The organism is Leclercia sp. UBA1284 (assembly GCF_002308415.1).
GTDB classification, from domain to species: domain Bacteria; phylum Pseudomonadota; class Gammaproteobacteria; order Enterobacterales; family Enterobacteriaceae; genus Enterobacter; species Enterobacter pneumoniae.
Genome location: NZ_DBUS01000007.1, coordinates 406,138 through 425,442 on the forward strand (window position 1 = coordinate 406,138; position 19,305 = coordinate 425,442).

Consider the following 19,305-nt stretch of genomic DNA (forward strand, 5'->3'; position numbering starts at 1 on the left):
GCGTTTGCAACATTAAATGTTGATTAAGTTCTAACTATAGGTTTTTACGCTATTTTCCCCTCCCGCGGAGGGAGAGGAAAAACGCATGACGATTACAGGATTTCCAGTAACTCGACTTCGAAGACCAGGGTGCTGAATGGCGGAATAGACGCGCCTGCGCCACGCTCACCATAGGCCAGGTTCTGCGGAATAGTCAGTTCCCATTTAGAACCTACCGGCATCAGGGTCAGCGCTTCAATCCAGCCTGGGATCACGCCGTTAACCGGGAATTCAGCCGGTTCACCACGGGCAACGGAGCTGTCGAAAACGGTGCCGTCGATCAGTTTACCGGTGTAGTGAACGCGAACGTGGTTAGTACGTGCCGGGATAGCGCCTTCGCCCTGGGTGATAACACGGAACTGCAGGCCGGATTCGGTGCTGTTCACGCCTTCACGCTGGCTGTTCTCTTGCAGGTACTTCTCGCCTTCTGCCGCCATCTCTTCGAAACGCGCACGACGTACGGCATCAGCACGCTCGTGGATTTCGCGCAGCGCACGGTGCACCACATCTACCGGCACGGCAGGCTGCTTGCCTTCCAGCGCGTCGGCAATACCCGCCACCAGCGCTTCAGGTAACAGTCCTTCCAGACCAGATTCGCTCAACTGCTGGCCTACCTGCAAACCGATACCGTAGCTCGCCTGCGCTTCGATTGTGTCAAAAGTCGGGGTGGTCATGGGTTTTCCTTCCATCACATTTAAAGTAGCGGGCAGCATAGCAGCCACGCTCCGACGGGTAAAACTTTGTCTTAAGTAAAGATGACAAATCGCGGCGAAACAGAAACAATAGCGTGGATCAGGATTATTCCCGAATGTGTGTCACGGAAGCCCACTTTGCTACGCCCTTCAGGCAGTTAGCAAACTATACTTCCCGGAACAGGATTAAAGACGCGGAGCAGGAGGAGAGCCATGCCCGGGCGATTTGAACTGAAACCTACCCTGGCGAGGATCTGGCATGCGCCGGACGATCTTCGCCTCATGGACCCGCTGCCGCCGATGCACCGTCGGGGCATCATACTCGGCCTGCTGCTGATGATTATCGGGTTCCTGCTGCCCTCCGGTGACGATGGCGATACAACGCCGGTGAGCCGGGACGCACAGCTTGATATGCAGTCGCAATCGCAACCTCAGTCGGAGAGCCAGCCGATGCAAACCCAGCTGGTGACGCCGTCGAACGATCCGGGGCTGGTCGCACCGGCCGAGCCCGAGCCGATTCAGGAAGAACAGCCGCAGGAGCAGGCGGCAGCGCCGGCGACCTCTCAGCCGCAGCAGGCGACCGGCATTGATCAGCAGTGGCGCAGCTACCGGATAGAGCCGGGTAAAACCCTGGCGCAGCTATTCCGCGACCATAATTTACCGCCAACCGATGTCTATTCCATGGCACAGGTAGAGGGGGCAGGTAAGCCGCTGAGTAACCTGCAGAATGGGCAGATGGTCCAGATTCGTCAGAACGCCAGCGGCGTGGTGACAGGGCTGACGATTGACGCAGGGAATGGCCAGCAAGTGCTGTTTACCCGCCAGCCGGACGGCTCGTTTTTACGTGTGAAATAACGCCTCAGGCCGGGCGCAATTCGCCGCCCGGCCGCCAGCGCCTTATGCGCTACGCTTGTTGACCCACCAGATCCCCGAACAGACCAGCACCAGCGCCACGGCGTATTTGATCTCCAGGATGTTCTCCCCAAGGAACAGGGCTGAGAGCAACGTCCCGGCCACCGGCACCACAAAGTTAAAGGGGGCGATCATACTGACGCGGTTCACCTTCAGCAGCACGCTCCAGAGCGCAAAGGCGACCGAGGAGAGCAAGGTTAAATATCCCAGAATCGCCAGCGCACTGAAGCTATGTAACTCCAGCGTACCGCCCGTCGCATACCCTCCTCCTAACAAAACCGCGCCGCCGATCGCCAGCTGCCAGCCGGTCATTACCGTCGGATCCACGGTTTGTGAGATGCGTTTGCCATACAGCGTGGCGGCGGAGAGGATAAAGGCGGCCAGCACCACAAAACCATCACCGTGCCAGACGAAGCTAAAATCCTGCAGGCCGCTACTGAAGTTCACCAGCATCACCCCGGCAAAACCCAGAATACAGCCGAGCGTCTTGTTATAGCTGAGTTTATCGTTGTGGTAGATAAAGTGCGCCAGCAGCACGCTAAAGAAAGTGCCGGTGGCGTTCATGATCGAGCCTTTAACGCCGGTGGTGAACGCCAGCCCTACGTAGAAGAAGATGTACTGAATAGTGGTCTGCGTCAGGCCAAGCAGAGAGAGCTGTCCAAACTGGCGTGGGCTCAGGCGGGCGATCGGTTTGCGCTGCGCCAGCGCAAAGAGCAACAGCAGCAGGCCAGCAAAGAGAAAACGATAGCCAGCGAACACCACCTTAGAGGGGATATCGTCGGTCGCAATCTGGAAGAGTTCATAGCCGCTTTTAATGGCTGGGTAGGAGCTTCCCCACAGCAGACAGCAGAGGGTCGCGCAGGCATAGGCAACATTTTTGCGGGCAAAGACGGGCGTGGGCAGAGGGGTATCCATGACAGATCTCATAAATAAAATCGCGTTTCATTTTATTATCTGAGAATGCGCAGAGAATAGCGACCCTTAAAGCGCTAAAGCGTGGTACGTGACGCTAAAAAGCAAAACGCCGGCACAAGGCCGGCGCTTCGACGTGAGCAGAGTAAAAAATTACTCAGCTACTACGTTAACAACCAGTTTAGCGAATACTTCGCTGTGAACCTGGAAGTCAACTTCGTGCTCACCAGTGGTACGCAGAACGCCGTTCGGCAGACGAACTTCGCTCTTAGCCACTTTAACGCCTGCTGCAGAAACTGCATCAGCGATATCGCGGGTACCGATGGAACCGAACAGTTTACCTTCGTCGCCAGCTTTAGACGCGATGGTAACGGTGCCCAGTGCGTTGATTTCTTCAGCGCGAGCGTTAGCAGCCGCCAGAACGTCAGCCAGTTTGGCTTCCAGTTCAGCACGACGTGCTTCGAAAAACTCTACGTTTTTCTTGGTAGCTGGAACAGCTTTACCCTGTGGAACCAGGAAGTTACGAGCGTAGCCCGCTTTAACATTTACCTGATCACCCAGGCTGCCCAGGTTTGCTACTTTATCAAGCAGAATAACTTGCATTACCTTATCCTCTTAAAGTCGTATTAATGGACCGTGCCCGATTACTGATGACGATCAGTGTACGGCAGCAGGGACAGGTAGCGAGCGCGTTTGATAGCGCGAGCCAGCTGGCGCTGGTATTTTGCACGAGTACCGGTGATACGGCTTGGGACAATCTTACCGCTTTCGGTGATGTAGTTTTTCAGCGTTGCGATATCTTTATAGTCGATCTCTTGAACGCCTTCCGCGGTGAAACGGCAGAACTTGCGACGACGGAAATAACGTGCCATATGGCTAGTCTCCAGAATCTATCAAATCAATCTGCTCGGCATGCAGAACCATCTTGCTCAGGCCGTTCTTTGCCTTGTGGCAAGAGATGAACCCCTGAACGGTTACTGCGCTACCGACCGTTATACTGTGAGTAATGGCCTGGTTTTCGTGTCCGCTAATAATCACGGGCATTTGGCACCACGCCTGCCGGTGAAAACCGGCTTCCTCCTGCACTGAACGATGCTCAAGCACGAACTGGCAGTGAGGAATTCCTGATGGGCTGACCTTACGAAGGGGGGTCCTGCACACGGTACCGGACAACACCAGACGGTTGGTCATCAGAAATTACTCTTCAGAATCCCCAGCATCAGAATCATCTGCGGTTTCGTTTGCGAAATCATCGCGACGCTCACGGCGCTCGTCTTTCGCTTTAACCATCGGAGATGCTTCGGTCACTGCGTTTTTGGTACGCATAACCATGCTGCGGATAACGGCATCGTTGAAGCGGAAGTTAGTTTCCAGCTCATCGATCGCTTCCTGCGGAGCTTCAACGTTCAGCAGAACGTAGTGAGCTTTGTGCAGTTTGTTGATCGGATAAGCCAGCTGACGGCGGCCCCAGTCTTCCAGACGGTGGATCTTGCCTTCTGCTGCAGTGATTGCACCAGTGTAGCGTTCGATCATACCCGGAACCTGTTCGCTCTGGTCAGGATGGACCATAAAAACGATTTCGTAATGACGCATCGAATTGCTCCTTACGGATTATTCAGCCTCCTGTCTGGGTCAGCCGAGGCCCGGGGAGGCAAGGAACGTGTTAAAGGTCGGCTGAAAAATTGACGCGTCATAATACTTGCGACCCCCGCTAAACACAAGGTCATTGCACAAATAATTCGCACAAAGGGCAAAGCGAGTCTAAGTGGGTGATTTAACATTGAACAGCCTCGATTGCGGCGTTTTTTTGAACAACAGCATCAGAAATGGTCGTCAATGCCCCTCGCAGAAGAGATTACACTTTAATCAAACCTCAACCGAGGATCAGAAGGAGAGAGAAACAACCGATTCACAGCATGTCGTCGTGGAGCGCATATCATGAAAAAGATCACTGTAGCGGTACTGGCTGCGCTTTTGCTGAGTGCAAACGCCATGGCAGCCATTCAGATCGACGGCCGACAGGCCAGAAACATGGATGATGTGCAGAGCTTAGGCGTGATTTATATCAACCATAACTTCGCCACTGAAAGTGAAGCAGATCAAGCCCTTAATCAAGAAGCCGATGTGCAGAATGCCCGCTATTATCACGTCATACTTACCCGGGAGCCGGGCAGCAACGGGAATATGCACGCCAGCGCAGACATCTATCAGTAATGCATTAACGCTAGCACCAGGAAAGCCAACAACGAAAATAACGTCATCCTTTCATTCGCCCCCGGTTCGGGGGCTTTTTTTAATAAATGGCTCCGGAATACCGCCGGTTACAACTGTTTTGGTATTCCAGAGCACTTATTTACTTCTGCCCATAATAGGCATTTGGGCCGTGCTTGCGCATAAAATGCTTATTCATCAGGTAATCATCGATGTCGCGCAGCTGCGGGTTAATGCCGCGGGCAATCCACGCCATTTTTGCGACCTCTTCCATCACCACCGCGTTATGCACTGCGTCATGGGCATCTTTACCCCATGAGAACGGGCCGTGCTGATAGACCACAATCCCCGGCGTATGCAGGGGCTCACACTCGCCCAACGTGTCGATAATTACCTTCCCGGTATTGAGCTCGTACTCGCCTTCCACTTCGGCCTGCGTTAATGCACGCGTGCACGGAATGTTGCCAAAAAAGTAGTCCGCATGCGTCGTGCCCAGCGCCGGGATCGCCAGCCCCGCCTGTGCCCATGCGGTGGCGTGCGTAGAGTGAGTATGCACCACACCGCCCAGGGAGGGATAACGCCGGTACAGCGCCAGGTGCGTGGCCGTATCCGACGAGGGCCGCCAGCTGCCGTCGACGACGTTTCCGTCGAGATCCACCACGACCATGTCGTCAGCCTTCATGACCTCATACGCTACGCCGCTGGGCTTAATCACTATTAACCCCCGCTCGCGATCGATGGCGCTGACGTTGCCCCAGGTGAACGTCACCAGGCCATAGCGCGGGAGATCCATATTGGCTTCAAACACCTGCTGCTTAAGCCTCTGCATATTGAGCCTCCAGCAACCCTGCCCGGGCCATGCGCTCGCGCACCCAGTCGCGCGCTTTCGCCACTTCAGCCGCCGGGTCTTCCGACGTTTCGCTCCACATCTCAATCAGGTAGGGCCCGCAATAGCCGGTCTGTTTGAGCGTTTCGAAGCAGCGCTCGAAATCCACCACCCCGGTGCCGAACGGCACGTTTTTGAACACGCCAGGGCGGGTGTCTTTAACATGCACCGCCACGATATGCCCGATGCCCGCCTGCAGCTCCATCTGTACGTCGTTATCCCACGCCGATAAATTGCCGATGTCCGGGTAGAGCTGGAACCATGGATTGTTCAGGTAATGGGCATAACCAAGCGCTTTGCTGATGGAGTTCATGAGTGGGTAGTCCATGATCTCCATGGCCAGCGTCACCTGCGCGCGGCTTGCCATCTCAACGCTCTCTTTCAGGCCGTCCCGAAAACGTCGGCGCGTTTCGTCGTTGGCTTCCTGATAGTAAACATCGTAACCCGCCAGCTGGATCACGCGGATACCGACATCCTGCGCGAAACGAATGGCTTTCCGCATAATCGCCAGACCTTCAGCGCGTACCGCATCATCTTCGCTGCCAAGCGGAAAACGTCGGTGGGCGCTAAGGCACATGGACGGCACGCGCACGCCGGTTTCCGCAACCGCGTTCACCAGCGCAAGCCGCTGCTCGCGGCTCCAGTCGAGGCGTGCCAGACGCGCGTCCGTCTCGTCCACAGACATTTCGACAAAATCAAATCCCAGCTGTTTTGCCAGCTGCAACCGCTCCAGCCAGCACTCCCCCGCAGGGAGTGCCTTTTCATAAATGCCAAGCGGGACCTGTTTAAACAACATACCCGCTCCTTAGCCCCAAAGCTGAGCGATTGAACGTTTGAACTGGCGCGCGGCTTCTACCGGAGACGCCGCATCACGGATGCTACGGCCCGCAATAAAGACGTGAATCGGAATGCCCTGGAACAGCGGCAGATCTTCCAGCGCCAGGCCACCGGTCACGGTGACTTTAAAGCCCATGTCCGCCAGTCGTTTAATCGCGCTGATGTCGGCCTCACCCCAGGCAACGCCCGCGGCCTGCGCATCGCGGCTGCGGTGATACACCACCTGTTGAATACCGGCATCGCGCCACTCCTGTGCCTGTTCCCAGGTCCAGAAGCCGGTCAGCTCAATCTGCACGTCGCCATTAAACTCTTTCGCCACGTCCAGCGCCCCTTTGGCGGTGTTGATATCCGCACAGCAGATCACGGTGACGCAGTCCGCGTTGGCTTCAAAACACATACGGGAGAGAATTTTGCCCGCATCGGCAATTTTGGCATCGGCCAGCACGATTTTGTGCGGATAAAGCGCTTTCAGGTCGCGAACGGCGCGGACACCTTCGCCCACGCACAGAATGGTGCCCACTTCGATAATGTCCACTTCTTCCGCAATCAGGCGGGTCGTTTCATAAGCGTGAGAGAGCGTCTGGTTGTCCAGCGCAACCTGTAACATCGGTAATGCCATGATAAGTTCCTCTTAAACGGCCGCCGCAGTGGCGTGATCAATTAAATCCAGGACGTCCTGCGCGGTACGGCAGGCGCGTAAACGGTCAAAATTCGCTTCGTCATCAAACAGGTTGACGATCTGCATAATGCCGACCTCCTGATGGGTGTTGGCATCGACAGCCGCCATGGTGATCAGGATGTCGACCGGGTCGTTATCTTCATGGTTGAACGCCAGCGGCGTTTTCAGCGTCACCAGCGCAAAACCGGTTTTCTTGACGCCCTCTTCCGGACGGCCATGCGGCATCGCCAGCCCTGGCGCAATGACGAAATAGGGACCATGCTGCTCAACCCCGTCGAGGATCGCCTGGTAGTAGCGCGGTTCGACAACGTCGGCGTTAACCAACAGATCCACACCAAGCTTCACCGCCTCTTGCCATGTGCTGGCCTCGGCCTGTAAAAGAATGGAATTATTCTCTGCCAGCGAATCACGTAGTTTCATGTGGCGTCCTTACTTCACGTCTTGAGGGAAGTGTTCTTTGATTACGTCCAGCAGCTTTGGACCAAAATCAGCCGGCGAGAGCATGTTGCGCACGCCCACCACATGCTTGTTGCCCGTCACGGTGATTTCACCGGCGATATGGGTAGAGGCGATGATGATGTCCGCGCCGTTCAGTTCACTTTTGTATTCACCCACCGCGCAGCTATTCACCGTGTGGTCAATGTTTGACTGGGTTAAAAACTGATCCACTTTCATCTTCATGATCATGGAACTACCTTGCCCATTGCCACACACAGCCAGGATACGTACGGTCATAATCGAAACTCCTTAGTGAGCAGAAACTTCTGCTGTTTGTTTTTCCGCATCTTCTTCAGCTCGCAGCGTACGGCCAGCGAAGAACATATAAACCAGTGCAATCAGGATGATGACGGCCATAAAGACCAGCCCAACGGAGGCGAAGCCCTGCATCATTGGCGGCGCCAGAATTGACCAGTCGGCCATGCCCATCCAGGCGCTCATGCCGGTGAGCTTGACCGCCCACACGCAGCCGAAGATCTCAACCATGCCCATCACCAGGCAGATCTTGAGCGCCGCGCGCCAGCCGCCGAAGTGGTTCGCAAAAACGCCGATAGTTGCGTTGGAGAAGAACATCGGGATAAAGCCAGGAATGATCAGAATGGACGAGCCGCAGCCCACCAGGATACCCACCGCAATCAACTGGCCGATGGTGCCCCACATAAAGCCCCAGACCACGGCGTTTGGCGCGAAGCTATAGATAGCCGCACAGTCAATTGCCAGCACTGCGCCAGGGATCAGCCGCTGAGAGATACCGTTAAAGGCCTCTGACAGTTCAGCGACGAACATGCGCACGCCCTGAGTGATGATGAAAATGGCGACGGCGAAGGAGAAACCGGTCTGCAGGATATAGACCGTCCAGTGGGCTTTGCCCGCCATCGCCTGCACCACGTCAATGCCAAAGGAGAGCAGAATGGCGCCGAAGAAGATAGTCATTACAATCGCCGTCGAGACGATATTGTCGTGGAAAATATTCAGCCAGCCAGGCAGCTTGAGGTCTTCGACGCTCTCCTCTTTTTTGCCCAGGTACGGCGCAACTTTATAGGCGATCCAGGAGGCAAACTGCTGCTGGTGGCCGATGGAAAAGCCGCAGCCGTCGGTCACTTCTTGGGTCGGCTTGTACATCATGTTGGAGGTGATGCCCCAGTAGAGCGACACCATCACCGCCGTGAAGATGATGGTGGTCCACATTGGGTAGCCGAAAATATAGAGGGAAACCGCAATCAGCCCCGCCTGCTGAAACATAATGTGACCCGTCAGCATGATGGTGCGAATGCCCGTTATCCGGCGTAGCAGCACATAAATAATGTTCAGCGCCAGCGCGAGCAGAACCGCATAGCCCACCCAGCTGTAGGCGTCACCCATACGTTCGATGGTGGCCATCATGGAGGCGTAGGTATCTGAGATCGCACCGTTAATGCCATACACGTCCGACATTTTGGCCACCACCGGTTTAAAGGTGCCGGTCAAAATGCCCGACCCTGCCTGCAACAGCATAAAACCGATAATGGTTTTGATGGTGCCTTTGATGATGACGCTAACGCTTTTACGCAGAAGGATGTAGCCCAGGCACGTCACGATACCCAGCAGCAGCGGGGCATTGGTCATCACCTGGTTAAAAAAGACGGTAAAGACGCTGTAGAGGAACTCCATAACACTCTCCGATTTATACGCGCATCATGCGCAATGCGCTGACAAGGTGCCCACACTCTAGTAATCACAAATAATCACCACAAGATTGAATTTGATTATTTGTGATGTATGACGCAAATTATTTCCATATTTTTGAGGCGGTCTCTTTACCCTTACTTTTCCTAAAAATAATTACTATATATTCAATGAGTTAATGCGTTAAAGCATGGGGTGCAATCACCACTATTGGATTAAACCTCTCCATATCCGACCCCAGCACTCTTGTTTTTCACATTGCAAAGCTGATTCTCTGATGTCAGTATCAGTCAAAACAAATCATGCAGTGATTTAATTTGACTGAAATGAGGAGATGACCATGAGTAAAGTGAATACCATCACCCGCGAATCCTGGATTTTGAGCACCTTTCCAGAATGGGGAAGCTGGCTGAACGAAGAGATTGAGCAAGAGAAGGTCGCGCCAGGTACTTTTGCCATGTGGTGGCTCGGCTGTACGGGAATTTGGCTAAAGTCGCAGGGGGGAGCAAATGTCTGTGTCGATTTCTGGTGCGGAACCGGAAAGCAGAGCCACGGCAATCCGCTGATGAAGAAAGGCCATCAGATGCAGCGCATGGCCGGGGTGCAAAAGCTGCAGCCCAACCTGCGTACCACCCCGTTTGTGCTTGATCCCTTTGCCATTCGCGAGATCGACGCAGTGCTCGCGACCCACGATCATAACGATCATATCGACGTGAACGTGGCGGCGGCGGTAATACAGAATTGCCCGGACAGCGTGCCTTTCATCGGCCCACAAACCTGTGTAGACATCTGGACAGGCTGGGGCGTACCGGCGTCGCGCTGCATCGTAGTTAAACCGGGTGATGTGGTAAAAATCAAAGATATAGAGATCCACGCGCTGGATGCCTTTGACCGTACAGCCTTGATTACCTTGCCTGCAGAGCAAAAAGCAGCGGGCGTGCTGCCGGATGGTATGGATGAGCGCGCGGTCAACTATCTGTTCAAAACCCCTGCTGGCACGCTGTATCACAGCGGCGATTCGCACTATTCCAACTATTATGCGAAACACGGCAACGAACACCATATCGACGTGGCGCTGGGTTCATACGGCGAAAACCCTCGCGGGATAACCGACAAAATGACCAGCGCAGATATTCTGCGCATGGCAGAGGCGCTAAACACCCAGGTTGTGATCCCGTTCCATCATGATATATGGTCAAATTTCCAGGCCGATCCGCAAGAAATCCGCGTCTTGTGGGAGATGAAAAAAGACCGCCTGAAGTATGGCTTCAAGCCCTTTATCTGGCAGGTTGGCGGCAAATTTACCTGGCCGCTGGATAAAGACAATTTCGAGTACCATTACCCACGTGGTTTTGACGACTGCTTTACGATCGAGCCTGATCTACCGTTCAAATCATTCTTATAAATTATTCGTTTATCGCCAGGCACCATGCCTGGCGAATTCATCATTTCCTTAGTAATTTCAGGCTATTTCAAATATCATCTTTTCACATCAATTTTTTTCGGAATAGCTCATGACCGAAGCACAACGACATCAAATTTTACTCGAACTGCTGGCACAATCCGGGTTCGTTACCGTCGAGCAGGTCATCTCACGTCTGGGGATCTCTCCCGCTACCGCACGGCGCGATATCAACAAGCTTGATGAGAGCGGCAAGCTGAAAAAAGTCCGCAACGGGGCAGAAGCCATTACCCAGCAACGGCAGCGCTGGTCCCCGATGAATATTCATCAGGCGCAGAATCATGATGAGAAAGTGCGCATCGCCAGAGCGGCATCCCAGTTGGTGAGTCCGGGTGAAAGCGTGGTGATTAACTGTGGTTCCACCGCCTTTCTTTTGGGTCAAGAAATGTGCGGCAGACCCGTGCAAATCATCACAAACTATCTGCCTCTGGCGAACTACCTGATAGATCAGGAGCATGAGAGTGTGGTGATCATGGGTGGTCAGTACAACAAAAGCCAGTCCATTACCTTAAGCCCACAAGACAGCGAAAACAGCCTCTATGCCGGACACTGGATGTTCACCAGCGGCAAGGGGCTAACCGCCGAGGGCTTGTATAAAACAGACATGCTGACGGCAATGGCTGAACAGAATATGCTCAATATGGTCGGTAAGCTGGTGGTGCTGGTCGACAGCAGCAAAGTAGGCGCGCGCGCGGGCATGCTCTTTAGTCGGGCAGAGCAGATCGACATGGTCATTACCGGCAAGCAGGCCGACCCGCAGCTCCTCCAGAAACTGGAGGAGCAAGGGGTGCAGGTTCTGCGCGTTTAAAGGTGCGTTTCAAAGAACCTGACGGTGGCATCCAGCGCCGTGGGCGTGATCCGATGACGGACACCGGCCTCCCACAGGCAGGTGAGGTTGCCATCCAGCCCATCGCGCTGTAAGGCTTGCTGTAAACGAAACGTCTCCGTAGCCGGCACGACATCGTCCGCCTCGCCGTGCCAAAGCAGCAGTGGGCGGTCTGCCAGCCGGGGCAGCGCCCTGGTCACTTCCCAGTGGGCTAACGGCGCCAGCACGGCCTCCCGAGTCTGTTCATCCTGCGGTGGAAAGAGCGTGTGGGCAAGCGTGGTGAAGTATCCCGATCCCATCAGGCTGGCCACGCATTTTACCTCTGGATGGCGGGTCATAATGCCCAGCGCCGTCATCCCGCCCATCGACGCCCCCGCCACGGCCAGACGGTCGCCTGCGACCCACCCGGCCTGACAGATCGTGTCACGTAACCCGCTGAACTCGGTAAGACTGCCGTGCAAAATGGACCAGAACTGCCCTAACCGCGCCTGCTCATCGCCATTAAACCGTGCGCCATGCTCCGGGGCATCAGGCATCACTACGCGAAACCCTGCCTGCGCCAGTGCCACGGCAAAGTAGCTGTACACCAGCTTAGAGGAGGTAAAACCATGATAAAAAATGATCGTCGGCAAAGGCTGTTCACCTAACCCTGCCGGAAAAGCCTGTAAAATTTCATAATCTCCAGGCTGTTCTGTTTTAACTTCAATCATTGAGGATCCTTTACTCGCGGGGTGATTCATAATGTTGAGAAGTGGATTACGCTTTCACACCATTTTCATTCGAAATTTACGTTACAGATAACAGTTTGGGAACATTCCCCCAAAATGAAATTATCAGGCATCTACACTATGGCTATCAGGAAACGAGATAGGGTTATGCGAAAGTTTGTCGCTTTATTGCTGGTGTTGCTGTCATGCGGCTGTAGCGTGTTACAAGGCACGCCCCAACCCGCTCCGCCAGTGGCTGACCATCCCCAGGAAATTCGCCGTAATCAAACGGAAGGATTACAGCGTATGGGAACCATCACCGCCCTTGAGCGCGGTTCGCCGATGGATGTGGAAAATGCAATTAAAGCCCAGGCCGCCGCAGCGAAAGCAGATTATTACGTCATCATCCTCGTCGATGAAACCGTTATTACGGGACAATGGTATTCGCAGGCCATTTTGTATCGTAAATAACTGAAGGTATTTAAACGACATTTACACTGCTTTGCGTCCATAGACGTTTTCCTGTCCACAATAAACTCCGTGACTGTGACAATGGAAGTGAGTTTATTTGCGAAGGATTGCCCGGCGGATACCGGGGACACGTAGAATGGAGCTAACGATGAAACGAACTCTTGCTTTATCCTCACTGTTGCTCTCAGCAGGGCTGTTGAGCACGACGGCACAGTCGGCGGATTTTGCCAGCGCAGATTGTGTGACAGGACTGAATGAAATTGGGTTGATCTCCGTGAATGATATTTCCGGAAGCCAGCAGGACGTCGAACGTGTCATCGCCCTGAAAGCCGATGAGCAAGGCGCGTCCTGGTATCGAATCATCCGGATGCAGGAAGATGTTCATGTTGATCGCTGGCGGGTACAAGCCATTCTGTACGCGTGATAAAGCCTTTGAAAAGCCACTAAAAATTAGTGGCTTTTCAATATTTACAAATCAGTTATCCTTGTCGTTACTACATTGAGACGTTTCCGTAACATCCTGTTACATCTTCCCCTTAAATGTTAGCCCTGCCCTGCCGTTGAAGAGCCATACCTTTTCAATGCTGAGCAATTTATGATCACTTTTTTTCGCCGTGCAGGTCTTGGCACAAAGCTATCGCTGCTTACCGGCCTGAGTGTTGCCACACTCTTTTTGCTGTTCACTTTTCTCCTGAGTTACAACACCAGTAAAAAACTCGAAACCTTAGCTGTTGAAGATCTGCATAACCAGGCCACGGGCGTGGTGGATATGGTACAGATGTTTAATACCAGCCTTACCGAAGAGGTGGAGAGCTATACCCGCCTGTTCACGACTTTTCTGCCCCAGCCGCTGAGCGTTGATGCCAGCCAGAGCCGCACCATTAACGGCCTGAACGTGCCGTTGCTAAAGGGTGGTGAGTCCGAGCTGCATGAAAACAACGCGACGCCGGATGATTTCCTTGCGCGCACGGGGGCTATCTCTACCCTGTTTGTCCGCAGCGGAGATGATTTTGTGCGCGTGGCGACTTCGCTGCGCAAAGAGAATGGCGACAGAGCGATGGGTACGGTGCTGGATGTCGCCAGTCCGGCCTATGCTGCGGTAACCAAAGGTGAGGTCTATCGCGGCCTGGCCCTGCTCTTCGGAAAGCGCTATATCACGCAGTATCAACCGGTGAAGGGTGCCGATGGACAAGTGATCGCTATCCTCTTCGTCGGAGTCGATATCACGCACTCCTGGAACGTCATGCGCGAAAAGATCCTCAGCCGCCGCCTGGGCGAGAGTGGCCATTTCTTCGTTCTGGATCGCAGTAATGGCAAGAACCATGGCCAATACCTCTTCCATAGCACCAATGAAGGGAAATTGCCGGAGTGGGATAATGGCATCCAACAGCAACTCTTGGACGATCAATCCGGCACCCTGGAGCGCCAGAGTGCCGATGGACGCACCCTGATTATGGCCTGGACCCCATTACCGGGCTGGAACTGGACGATTGTAGGTGAAGTGGACAAGCGCGTGCTGCTGGCCAGCGTCACGACCCTGCGTAATCAGTTTTTAATCGCCGGTGTTGTCCTTTCCGCCCTGTTCGCCCTGCTGTTCGTGATGATTATTCGCCGCTGGCTCTCGCGTCCACTTCGCGATGTGATTGGCCTGGCAGAGCAATATGCCGCCGGGGATCTGCGCGCTACGCTTCCCGCCACGCGACAGGATGAGGTCGGCCAGCTGATTACGGCAATTAACGGCATTGGCGGCGGGTTACAAAAAATCGTGCGTCAGGTAAGGGAAGCCGCAGGAGAGATCCACCAGGGCACTACTGCGCTGGCTTCTGATACCGGTGAGATCTCTGAGCAGATCAACAAGCAGGCTAGCAGCGTAGAAGAAACGTCCGCCAGCATGGAACAGCTGGCCGCCACCGTGCAGCAAAACGCCGCGAATATGGAACAGACCCAGCAACTGGTGGGTGAAACGTCACGCGCGGTACATCAGGGCGGCGAGACCGTCAGCAACGCCGTCTCAACTATGGATGATATTCGCGACGCATCGAAACGTATCGAAGCTATTACCCACGTGATTGAGGGCATCGCCTTCCAGACCAATATCCTGGCGCTGAATGCGGCGGTAGAAGCGGCTCGTGCGGGTGAGCATGGTAAAGGCTTCGCGGTTGTCGCGCAGGAAGTGCGCGCCCTGGCGGCACGCAGCGCCAACGCCGTGAAGGAGATCGAGCAGTTGATTGGCGATACGCTCAGTAAAGTGAGCGAGGGGCATGCGCTTTCAGAACAGACCCGCCAGGCGATGGAGAGCATCATTACGCATATCGACAACATCAACCAGCTGGTCACCGAGATCAATCACGCCTCACATGAGCAGTCAGCAGGGATTGGCCAGGTGAATCTGGCGATGACCCATATCGGCGAAGCATCCCACATCAACGCCGATCGCGTCTCGCGCAGCGAACAGACGGCCCAGACCCTGCGGGAAAAGGGCTCACACCTCAGCGAGCTGGTGAGTCTGTTCCGTCTGTAGTTATCAGGCCACACCGCCCGTGGCGCGTAAGAGCAGGTCGTCCTGAACCTGCTCGCTGAGCAGGGAGCCACCACGGGCATCGAGCATTTCACGGCACCATGACTGCGCGATGGGCGGCGAGGCATGGCGCAACATCTGTGCCCCTGCGCCCAGCAGGAAGATCTGCCGGGTTATCTCCCTGCCCTGCGCCTCTTGCGGTTTGCGTAGACGTTGCTGAAGCTGGCGCCAGCTACGATCGAAATGGCGATCTTGCCCTTTTACTTCAGCAAAATCGTCGGCCAGCAGATCCATGACGCCAGGCTGTTTTGCCAGCACGCGCAAAACATCCAGGCACATGATATTTCCCGACCCTTCCCAGATACTGTTAACCGGCATCTCGCGATAAATGCGCGGCAGCTCGCTCTCTTCGCAATAGCCGATACCGCCCAGCACCTCCATCGCCTCTGCCACGAAGGGAATGCCCGCCTTGCAGACGCTGAATTTTGCCGCCGGGGTAAATAACCTGGCCCACAGCGCTTCCTGCTCATCGCTGCGGCGATCCCATGCCCGTGCCAGACGGAACAATAGTGCCGTCTGCCCTTCGAGCTGCAACGCCATCCGGCTGAGTCCATCCCGCATCAGAGGCTGATTTATCAGAGTCTTGCCAAAGGTCTGGCGTTGATGGGCGTGATAGAGCGCCACCGACAGGGCGCGGCGCATCAAACCGTGACTACCCAGCGCACAATCAAAGCGAGTCAGGCCGCCCATCTTCAGGATCTGGCGAATCCCCTCACCTTCTTCTCCCAGCAGCCAGCCGGTGGCATCCAGCATTTCGGCTTCAGTGCTGGCGTTTGAACGATTACCGAGCTTCTCTTTCAGCCGTTCCAGCCGCACGTGGTTACGCAGCCCGTCGGGTAAAAAGCGCGGTACAAAAAAACAGGACAGGCCCCCTTTCGCCTGGGCTAACACCAGATGGGCATCGCTTTGCGGTACCGAGAAGAACCATTTATGACCCACCAGCCGATAGCTACCGTCGCTGCACTTTTCCGCCCGGGTAGTGTTACTCAGCACATCTGAGCCGCCCTGCTTCTCCGTCATTCCCATGCCTATCAGCAGGCCGCGCTTCTGGTTACCCGGCGCCAGATGAGGGTCGTAGCGATCGCTCATCAACGGGGTTAGCCAGTCGTGAAAGGCATGCGGCAGGCTCTGCTGCAATAGCGGCGTGGCGGCGAAGGTCATGGTGATGGGGCACAGGGTCCCGGCTTCCACCTGCGCATGCAGAATAAAACGTGCCGCCCGGGCCACAAACGCGCCCCGCCGCGCGTCCTCTTCCCACGCCAGGTTATGCACCCGGTTGGCGCACAGCCCCTGCATGAGCAAATGCCAGGCGGGATGGAAACGCACATCATCCAGCCGTGCCCCGGTGGCGTCGTAGCGGAGCAGTTCCGGTGGATTGGCGTTAGCCAGCCTCCCTAGCTCCAGCGACTCTGCCGTGCCCAGCTGCTGGCCGATACTGGCGAGCAGTTCCCCATCCCACTCCGCCCCCTCCCGGTTCACCGCCTCGCACAGGGCGCGATCTGAAAGAAACAGGTTGCTATTACTCAGCGGCGAAGGCTGATTAAAAACGGTATGCGTCTGCCAGTGCATTGTGTCTCCCTCCTTCAATGGCAAGTGAGGCTAAGTATGGACAGAGCTGGCCGCGGCTGCATGGGAGGAGGGTCACAAGGCAAGGAGATCGTTGAAATCATTCGTGAATCAGCTCACATAACGTACGAATAAACTATTTCAATCCGCGATTTATATAGAATAATTTATTCCCACCTTCCAGAAGAGAGTGATTATGCACGCTTCACAACATACGCCGGACGCACATAAACGTGCATTGATTGCCGGTTCTATTGGCAATTTTATCGAATGGTACGAATTCGCGGTCTATGGTTTCCTGGCGACGGTCATCGCGAAAAACTTCTTTCAACTGGAGGGGGAAAGCGGGCTGACGAGCCTAATCCTTACCTATGCCTCTTTCGCCATCGCCTTTTTCTTCCGCCCGCTGGGCGCGGTGGTTTTTGGACGCCTTGGCGATCGTATCGGACGTAAACCTACGCTGATCATCGTTTTAATTATGATGACCCTGGCGACGGCGGTCATCGGCCTGGTGCCGGTGTATGCCAGTATCGGCATTGCCGCACCGCTGATCATTACCGGGCTGCGCATTCTGCAAGGGCTGTTTGCGGGTGGCGAATATGGCGGCGCGGTGTCGCTGATGACCGAGTTTGCCCCTCGTGGCAAGCGTGGGCTGTACGGTGCCTGGCAGTCGTTTACCGTTGCGCTGGGTCTGCTGGCGGGGGCCGGTATTGTGGCGCTGCTGTCGGCGCTACTTACGCCCGAGGCGTTGTACGACTGGGGCTGGCGGATCCCGTTCTTTATCGCCCTGCCGCTGGGTGCCGTCGCGTTATGGCTGCGGGTCAGCATGGAAGAGACGCCAAGCTTTGTGAAGCAGCAGGCGCAGGCGGAGGTTCAGCAGGCTGAAACCGGCGCCACGCTAAAAGCCATTGTCATGGGGATTGGTCGTGTGATGGTCTGGTCGGCGGCGGGATATACCTATCTGGTGATTATGCCCGCTTATCTGCAGTCCGCTCTGCATACGGGCTTTAACCAGGCGCTGTTGATTGCGGTGATTTCGAATATTGGCTTTGCCCTGACCATTATCCCGGCTGGGATGCTGAGCGACCGGGTTGGCCGCCGGACGGTAATGGTGGTTGCCACCGTGCTGTTACTGCTTCTCGCCCTGCCACTACTGAAGATTTTGCAGGCGGAGTCCAGCACGCTGGTGGTGAAAGCTCTCGTGGTGCTGATTGCGGGCGGCCTGGTGGGCATGCTGGCAGGACCGGGGCCGGCCATGCTCTCTGAGATGTTCCCGACCCGCGTTCGTTATACGGGGCTGGGCCTGGCCTACTCGCTGTCGAATGCGATTTTTTCGGGCTGCGCCGGGTTGATCATTACCGGGCTGATTAAAGAGACGGGGAACCTGGATATTCCGGCTTACTACGTGATGGCAACGGCGGTGGTGAGTATCGCGGCTCTCATGACGCTCAGGAAGGATGACCACTTGCGGTCATTGGAGGAGTGAGGTGATCACTGTCTGATGCCCTCCCGCCCTTACAGGGAGAGGAAGAAAACACGCAAGGCCGTGCCCTGGACGGCCTTGCTGTTTATTACCCGCGCTGACGTACCGCTTCAAACAGGCAGATGCCCGTCGCAACGGAGACGTTCAGTGACGACACGCTGCCTGCCATCGGAATGCTGATCAGCTCATCGCAATGCTCGCGCGTTAAACGGCGCATGCCTTCCCCTTCTGCACCCATCACCAGTGCCAGACGGCCCGTCATTTTGCTCTGATAGAGCGTATGATCGGCTTCACCGGCAGTGCCCACGATCCAGATGTTCTCTTCCTGCAGCAGGCGCATGGTGCGTGCGAGGTTGGTTACGCGGATCAGCGGCACATTCTCAGCCGCGCCACAGGCTACTTTTTTGGCCGTGGCGTTCAACTGTGCTGAACGATCTTTGGGGACGATCACCGCATGCACGCCCGCCGCATCGGCACTACGCAGGCAAGCGCCCAGGTTATGGGGATCGGTTACGCCATCGAGGATCAGGAAGAACGGATTATCCAGCTCGGCGATCAGATCCGGCAGATCGTTCTCCTGATACTGCCGACCCGGTTTCACGCGGGCGATAATGCCCTGATGCACCGCACCCTCGCTTTTCTCATCCAGGAACTGACGGTTCGCCAGCTGGATCACCACGCCCTGTGCTTCCAGGGCATGAATCAGCGGCATCAGACGTTTATCTTCACGTCCTTTCAGAATAAAAACTTCCTGAAAACGCTCCGGTGCGCGCTCCAGCAGGGCTTGCACCGCGTGGATGCCGTAAATCATTTCACTCATTGATGGTTCTCGTAATGTACATTTCCCCTCTCCGCAGAGGGAGAGGGTCAGGATGAGGGGA

General features: G+C 55.3%; 23 protein-coding genes. 8 read left to right on the forward strand and 15 right to left on the reverse strand.

Annotated features, from left to right (window positions below; translation table 11 throughout):
• Positions 1-92: 92 nt before the first annotated feature.
• On the reverse strand, positions 93-713 hold the full coding sequence (gene fklB / locus B3511_RS16665) for an FKBP-type peptidyl-prolyl cis-trans isomerase (RefSeq protein WP_040077480.1): 621 nt from the start codon (positions 711-713) through the stop codon (positions 93-95).
• A gap of 231 nt (positions 714-944) precedes the next feature.
• Here fklB and B3511_RS16670 point away from each other — a divergent pair, with 231 nt between their 5' ends.
• On the forward strand, positions 945-1,586 hold the full coding sequence (locus B3511_RS16670; RefSeq protein WP_046886399.1) for a LysM-like peptidoglycan-binding domain-containing protein: 642 nt from the start codon (positions 945-947) through the stop codon (positions 1,584-1,586).
• Positions 1,587-1,628: 42 nt separating this feature from the next.
• Here B3511_RS16670 and B3511_RS16675 read toward each other — a convergent pair whose 3' ends face one another.
• The 5 genes from B3511_RS16675 to rpsF form a co-directional block, all read right to left on the reverse strand.
• Complete coding sequence (locus B3511_RS16675) at positions 1,629-2,558, reverse strand: DMT family transporter (RefSeq protein ID WP_286783830.1); 930 nt, start codon at positions 2,556-2,558, stop codon at positions 1,629-1,631.
• Between the two features lie 150 nt (positions 2,559-2,708).
• On the reverse strand, positions 2,709-3,158 hold the full coding sequence (gene rplI / locus B3511_RS16680) for a 50S ribosomal protein L9 (protein ID WP_040077484.1): 450 nt from the start codon (positions 3,156-3,158) through the stop codon (positions 2,709-2,711).
• 41 nt (positions 3,159-3,199) lie between these two features.
• Positions 3,200-3,427 carry a 30S ribosomal protein S18 gene (rpsR, locus tag B3511_RS16685; protein WP_000135199.1) on the reverse strand — a complete coding sequence of 76 codons (228 nt, stop codon included), beginning with the start codon at positions 3,425-3,427 and terminating at the stop codon, positions 3,200-3,202.
• A gap of 4 nt (positions 3,428-3,431) precedes the next feature.
• Entirely contained in the window at positions 3,432-3,746 is a 315-nt protein-coding gene (gene priB / locus B3511_RS16690) for a primosomal replication protein N (protein WP_006178996.1), read from the reverse strand.
• A gap of 6 nt (positions 3,747-3,752) precedes the next feature.
• Positions 3,753-4,148 (reverse strand): 30S ribosomal protein S6, encoded by a 396-nt coding sequence (gene rpsF, locus B3511_RS16695; RefSeq protein ID WP_040077485.1) that lies wholly within the window; start codon positions 4,146-4,148, stop codon positions 3,753-3,755.
• A gap of 345 nt (positions 4,149-4,493) precedes the next feature.
• Between rpsF and yjfY the strand changes: the two genes are divergently transcribed.
• Positions 4,494-4,769, forward strand: a complete 276-nt coding sequence (gene yjfY / locus B3511_RS16700) for a DUF1471 family protein YjfY (protein ID WP_207292866.1) — start codon at positions 4,494-4,496, stop codon at positions 4,767-4,769.
• A gap of 139 nt (positions 4,770-4,908) precedes the next feature.
• Here yjfY and B3511_RS16705 read toward each other — a convergent pair whose 3' ends face one another.
• Genes B3511_RS16705 through ulaA form a run of 6 tightly spaced genes read right to left on the reverse strand, consistent with a single transcriptional unit; the run spans position 4,909 to position 9,316 of the window.
• On the reverse strand, positions 4,909-5,595 hold the full coding sequence (locus tag B3511_RS16705) for an L-ribulose-5-phosphate 4-epimerase (protein ID WP_286783871.1): 687 nt from the start codon (positions 5,593-5,595) through the stop codon (positions 4,909-4,911).
• Positions 5,582-6,448 carry an L-ribulose-5-phosphate 3-epimerase gene (locus B3511_RS16710; RefSeq protein WP_286783872.1) on the reverse strand — a complete coding sequence of 289 codons (867 nt, stop codon included), beginning with the start codon at positions 6,446-6,448 and terminating at the stop codon, positions 5,582-5,584. Before B3511_RS16710 ends, B3511_RS16705 begins: the two co-directional genes overlap by 14 nt.
• A 9-nt stretch (positions 6,449-6,457) precedes the next feature.
• The gene (gene ulaD, locus B3511_RS16715; protein ID WP_286783873.1) at positions 6,458-7,108 is read right to left on the reverse strand and encodes a 3-keto-L-gulonate-6-phosphate decarboxylase UlaD; all 651 of its coding nucleotides are present in this window, start codon (positions 7,106-7,108) and stop codon (positions 6,458-6,460) included.
• Between the two features lie 12 nt (positions 7,109-7,120).
• Positions 7,121-7,588: a PTS ascorbate transporter subunit IIA gene (ulaC, locus tag B3511_RS16720; protein WP_006178990.1), complete on the reverse strand. Its 468-nt coding sequence runs from the start codon at positions 7,586-7,588 to the stop codon at positions 7,121-7,123.
• Between the two features lie 9 nt (positions 7,589-7,597).
• Entirely contained in the window at positions 7,598-7,903 is a 306-nt protein-coding gene (gene ulaB / locus B3511_RS16725) for a PTS ascorbate transporter subunit IIB (RefSeq protein WP_006178989.1), read from the reverse strand.
• A 12-nt stretch (positions 7,904-7,915) separates the two neighbouring features.
• Positions 7,916-9,316 carry a PTS ascorbate transporter subunit IIC gene (gene ulaA / locus B3511_RS16730; RefSeq protein ID WP_286783874.1) on the reverse strand — a complete coding sequence of 467 codons (1,401 nt, stop codon included), beginning with the start codon at positions 9,314-9,316 and terminating at the stop codon, positions 7,916-7,918.
• Positions 9,317-9,671: 355 nt separating this feature from the next.
• Here ulaA and ulaG point away from each other — a divergent pair, with 355 nt between their 5' ends.
• Entirely contained in the window at positions 9,672-10,736 is a 1,065-nt protein-coding gene (ulaG, locus tag B3511_RS16735; RefSeq protein ID WP_286783875.1) for an L-ascorbate 6-phosphate lactonase, read from the forward strand.
• Between the two features lie 109 nt (positions 10,737-10,845).
• Entirely contained in the window at positions 10,846-11,601 is a 756-nt protein-coding gene (ulaR, locus tag B3511_RS16740; RefSeq protein WP_286783876.1) for an HTH-type transcriptional regulator UlaR, read from the forward strand.
• On the opposite strand, the gene yjfP is transcribed toward ulaR, so the two are convergent.
• A complete protein-coding gene (gene yjfP / locus B3511_RS16745) occupies positions 11,598-12,329 on the reverse strand; it encodes an esterase (protein WP_286783877.1) in 732 nt (243 codons plus the stop codon). The genes ulaR and yjfP overlap by 4 nt on opposite strands.
• A 138-nt stretch (positions 12,330-12,467) precedes the next feature.
• On the opposite strand from yjfP, the gene bsmA reads away from it, so the two are divergent.
• The 3 genes from bsmA to B3511_RS16760 all read left to right on the forward strand — a co-directional run bounded on the left by bsmA (position 12,468) and on the right by B3511_RS16760 (position 15,318).
• The gene (gene bsmA, locus B3511_RS16750) at positions 12,468-12,797 is read left to right on the forward strand and encodes a biofilm peroxide resistance protein BsmA (protein WP_040077489.1); all 330 of its coding nucleotides are present in this window, start codon (positions 12,468-12,470) and stop codon (positions 12,795-12,797) included.
• Between the two features lie 136 nt (positions 12,798-12,933).
• The gene (gene yjfN, locus B3511_RS16755) at positions 12,934-13,221 is read left to right on the forward strand and encodes a DUF1471 family protease activator YjfN (RefSeq protein WP_046886395.1); all 288 of its coding nucleotides are present in this window, start codon (positions 12,934-12,936) and stop codon (positions 13,219-13,221) included.
• A 171-nt stretch (positions 13,222-13,392) separates the two neighbouring features.
• On the forward strand, positions 13,393-15,318 hold the full coding sequence (locus tag B3511_RS16760) for a methyl-accepting chemotaxis protein (protein WP_286783878.1): 1,926 nt from the start codon (positions 13,393-13,395) through the stop codon (positions 15,316-15,318).
• Between the two features lie 3 nt (positions 15,319-15,321).
• Here B3511_RS16760 and B3511_RS16765 read toward each other — a convergent pair whose 3' ends face one another.
• Positions 15,322-16,944, reverse strand: a complete 1,623-nt coding sequence (locus tag B3511_RS16765) for an isovaleryl-CoA dehydrogenase (protein WP_286783879.1) — start codon at positions 16,942-16,944, stop codon at positions 15,322-15,324.
• 193 nt (positions 16,945-17,137) lie between these two features.
• Between B3511_RS16765 and B3511_RS16770 the strand changes: the two genes are divergently transcribed.
• Positions 17,138-18,427, forward strand: coding sequence for an MFS transporter (locus B3511_RS16770; RefSeq protein ID WP_286783880.1), 1,290 nt, complete (start codon positions 17,138-17,140; stop codon positions 18,425-18,427).
• 85 nt (positions 18,428-18,512) lie between these two features.
• Here the strand turns inward: B3511_RS16770 and rlmB are convergent, their stop codons facing one another.
• Positions 18,513-19,244 carry a 23S rRNA (guanosine(2251)-2'-O)-methyltransferase RlmB gene (gene rlmB, locus B3511_RS16775; RefSeq protein ID WP_023334255.1) on the reverse strand — a complete coding sequence of 244 codons (732 nt, stop codon included), beginning with the start codon at positions 19,242-19,244 and terminating at the stop codon, positions 18,513-18,515.
• Between the last annotated feature and the right edge of the window lie 61 nt (positions 19,245-19,305).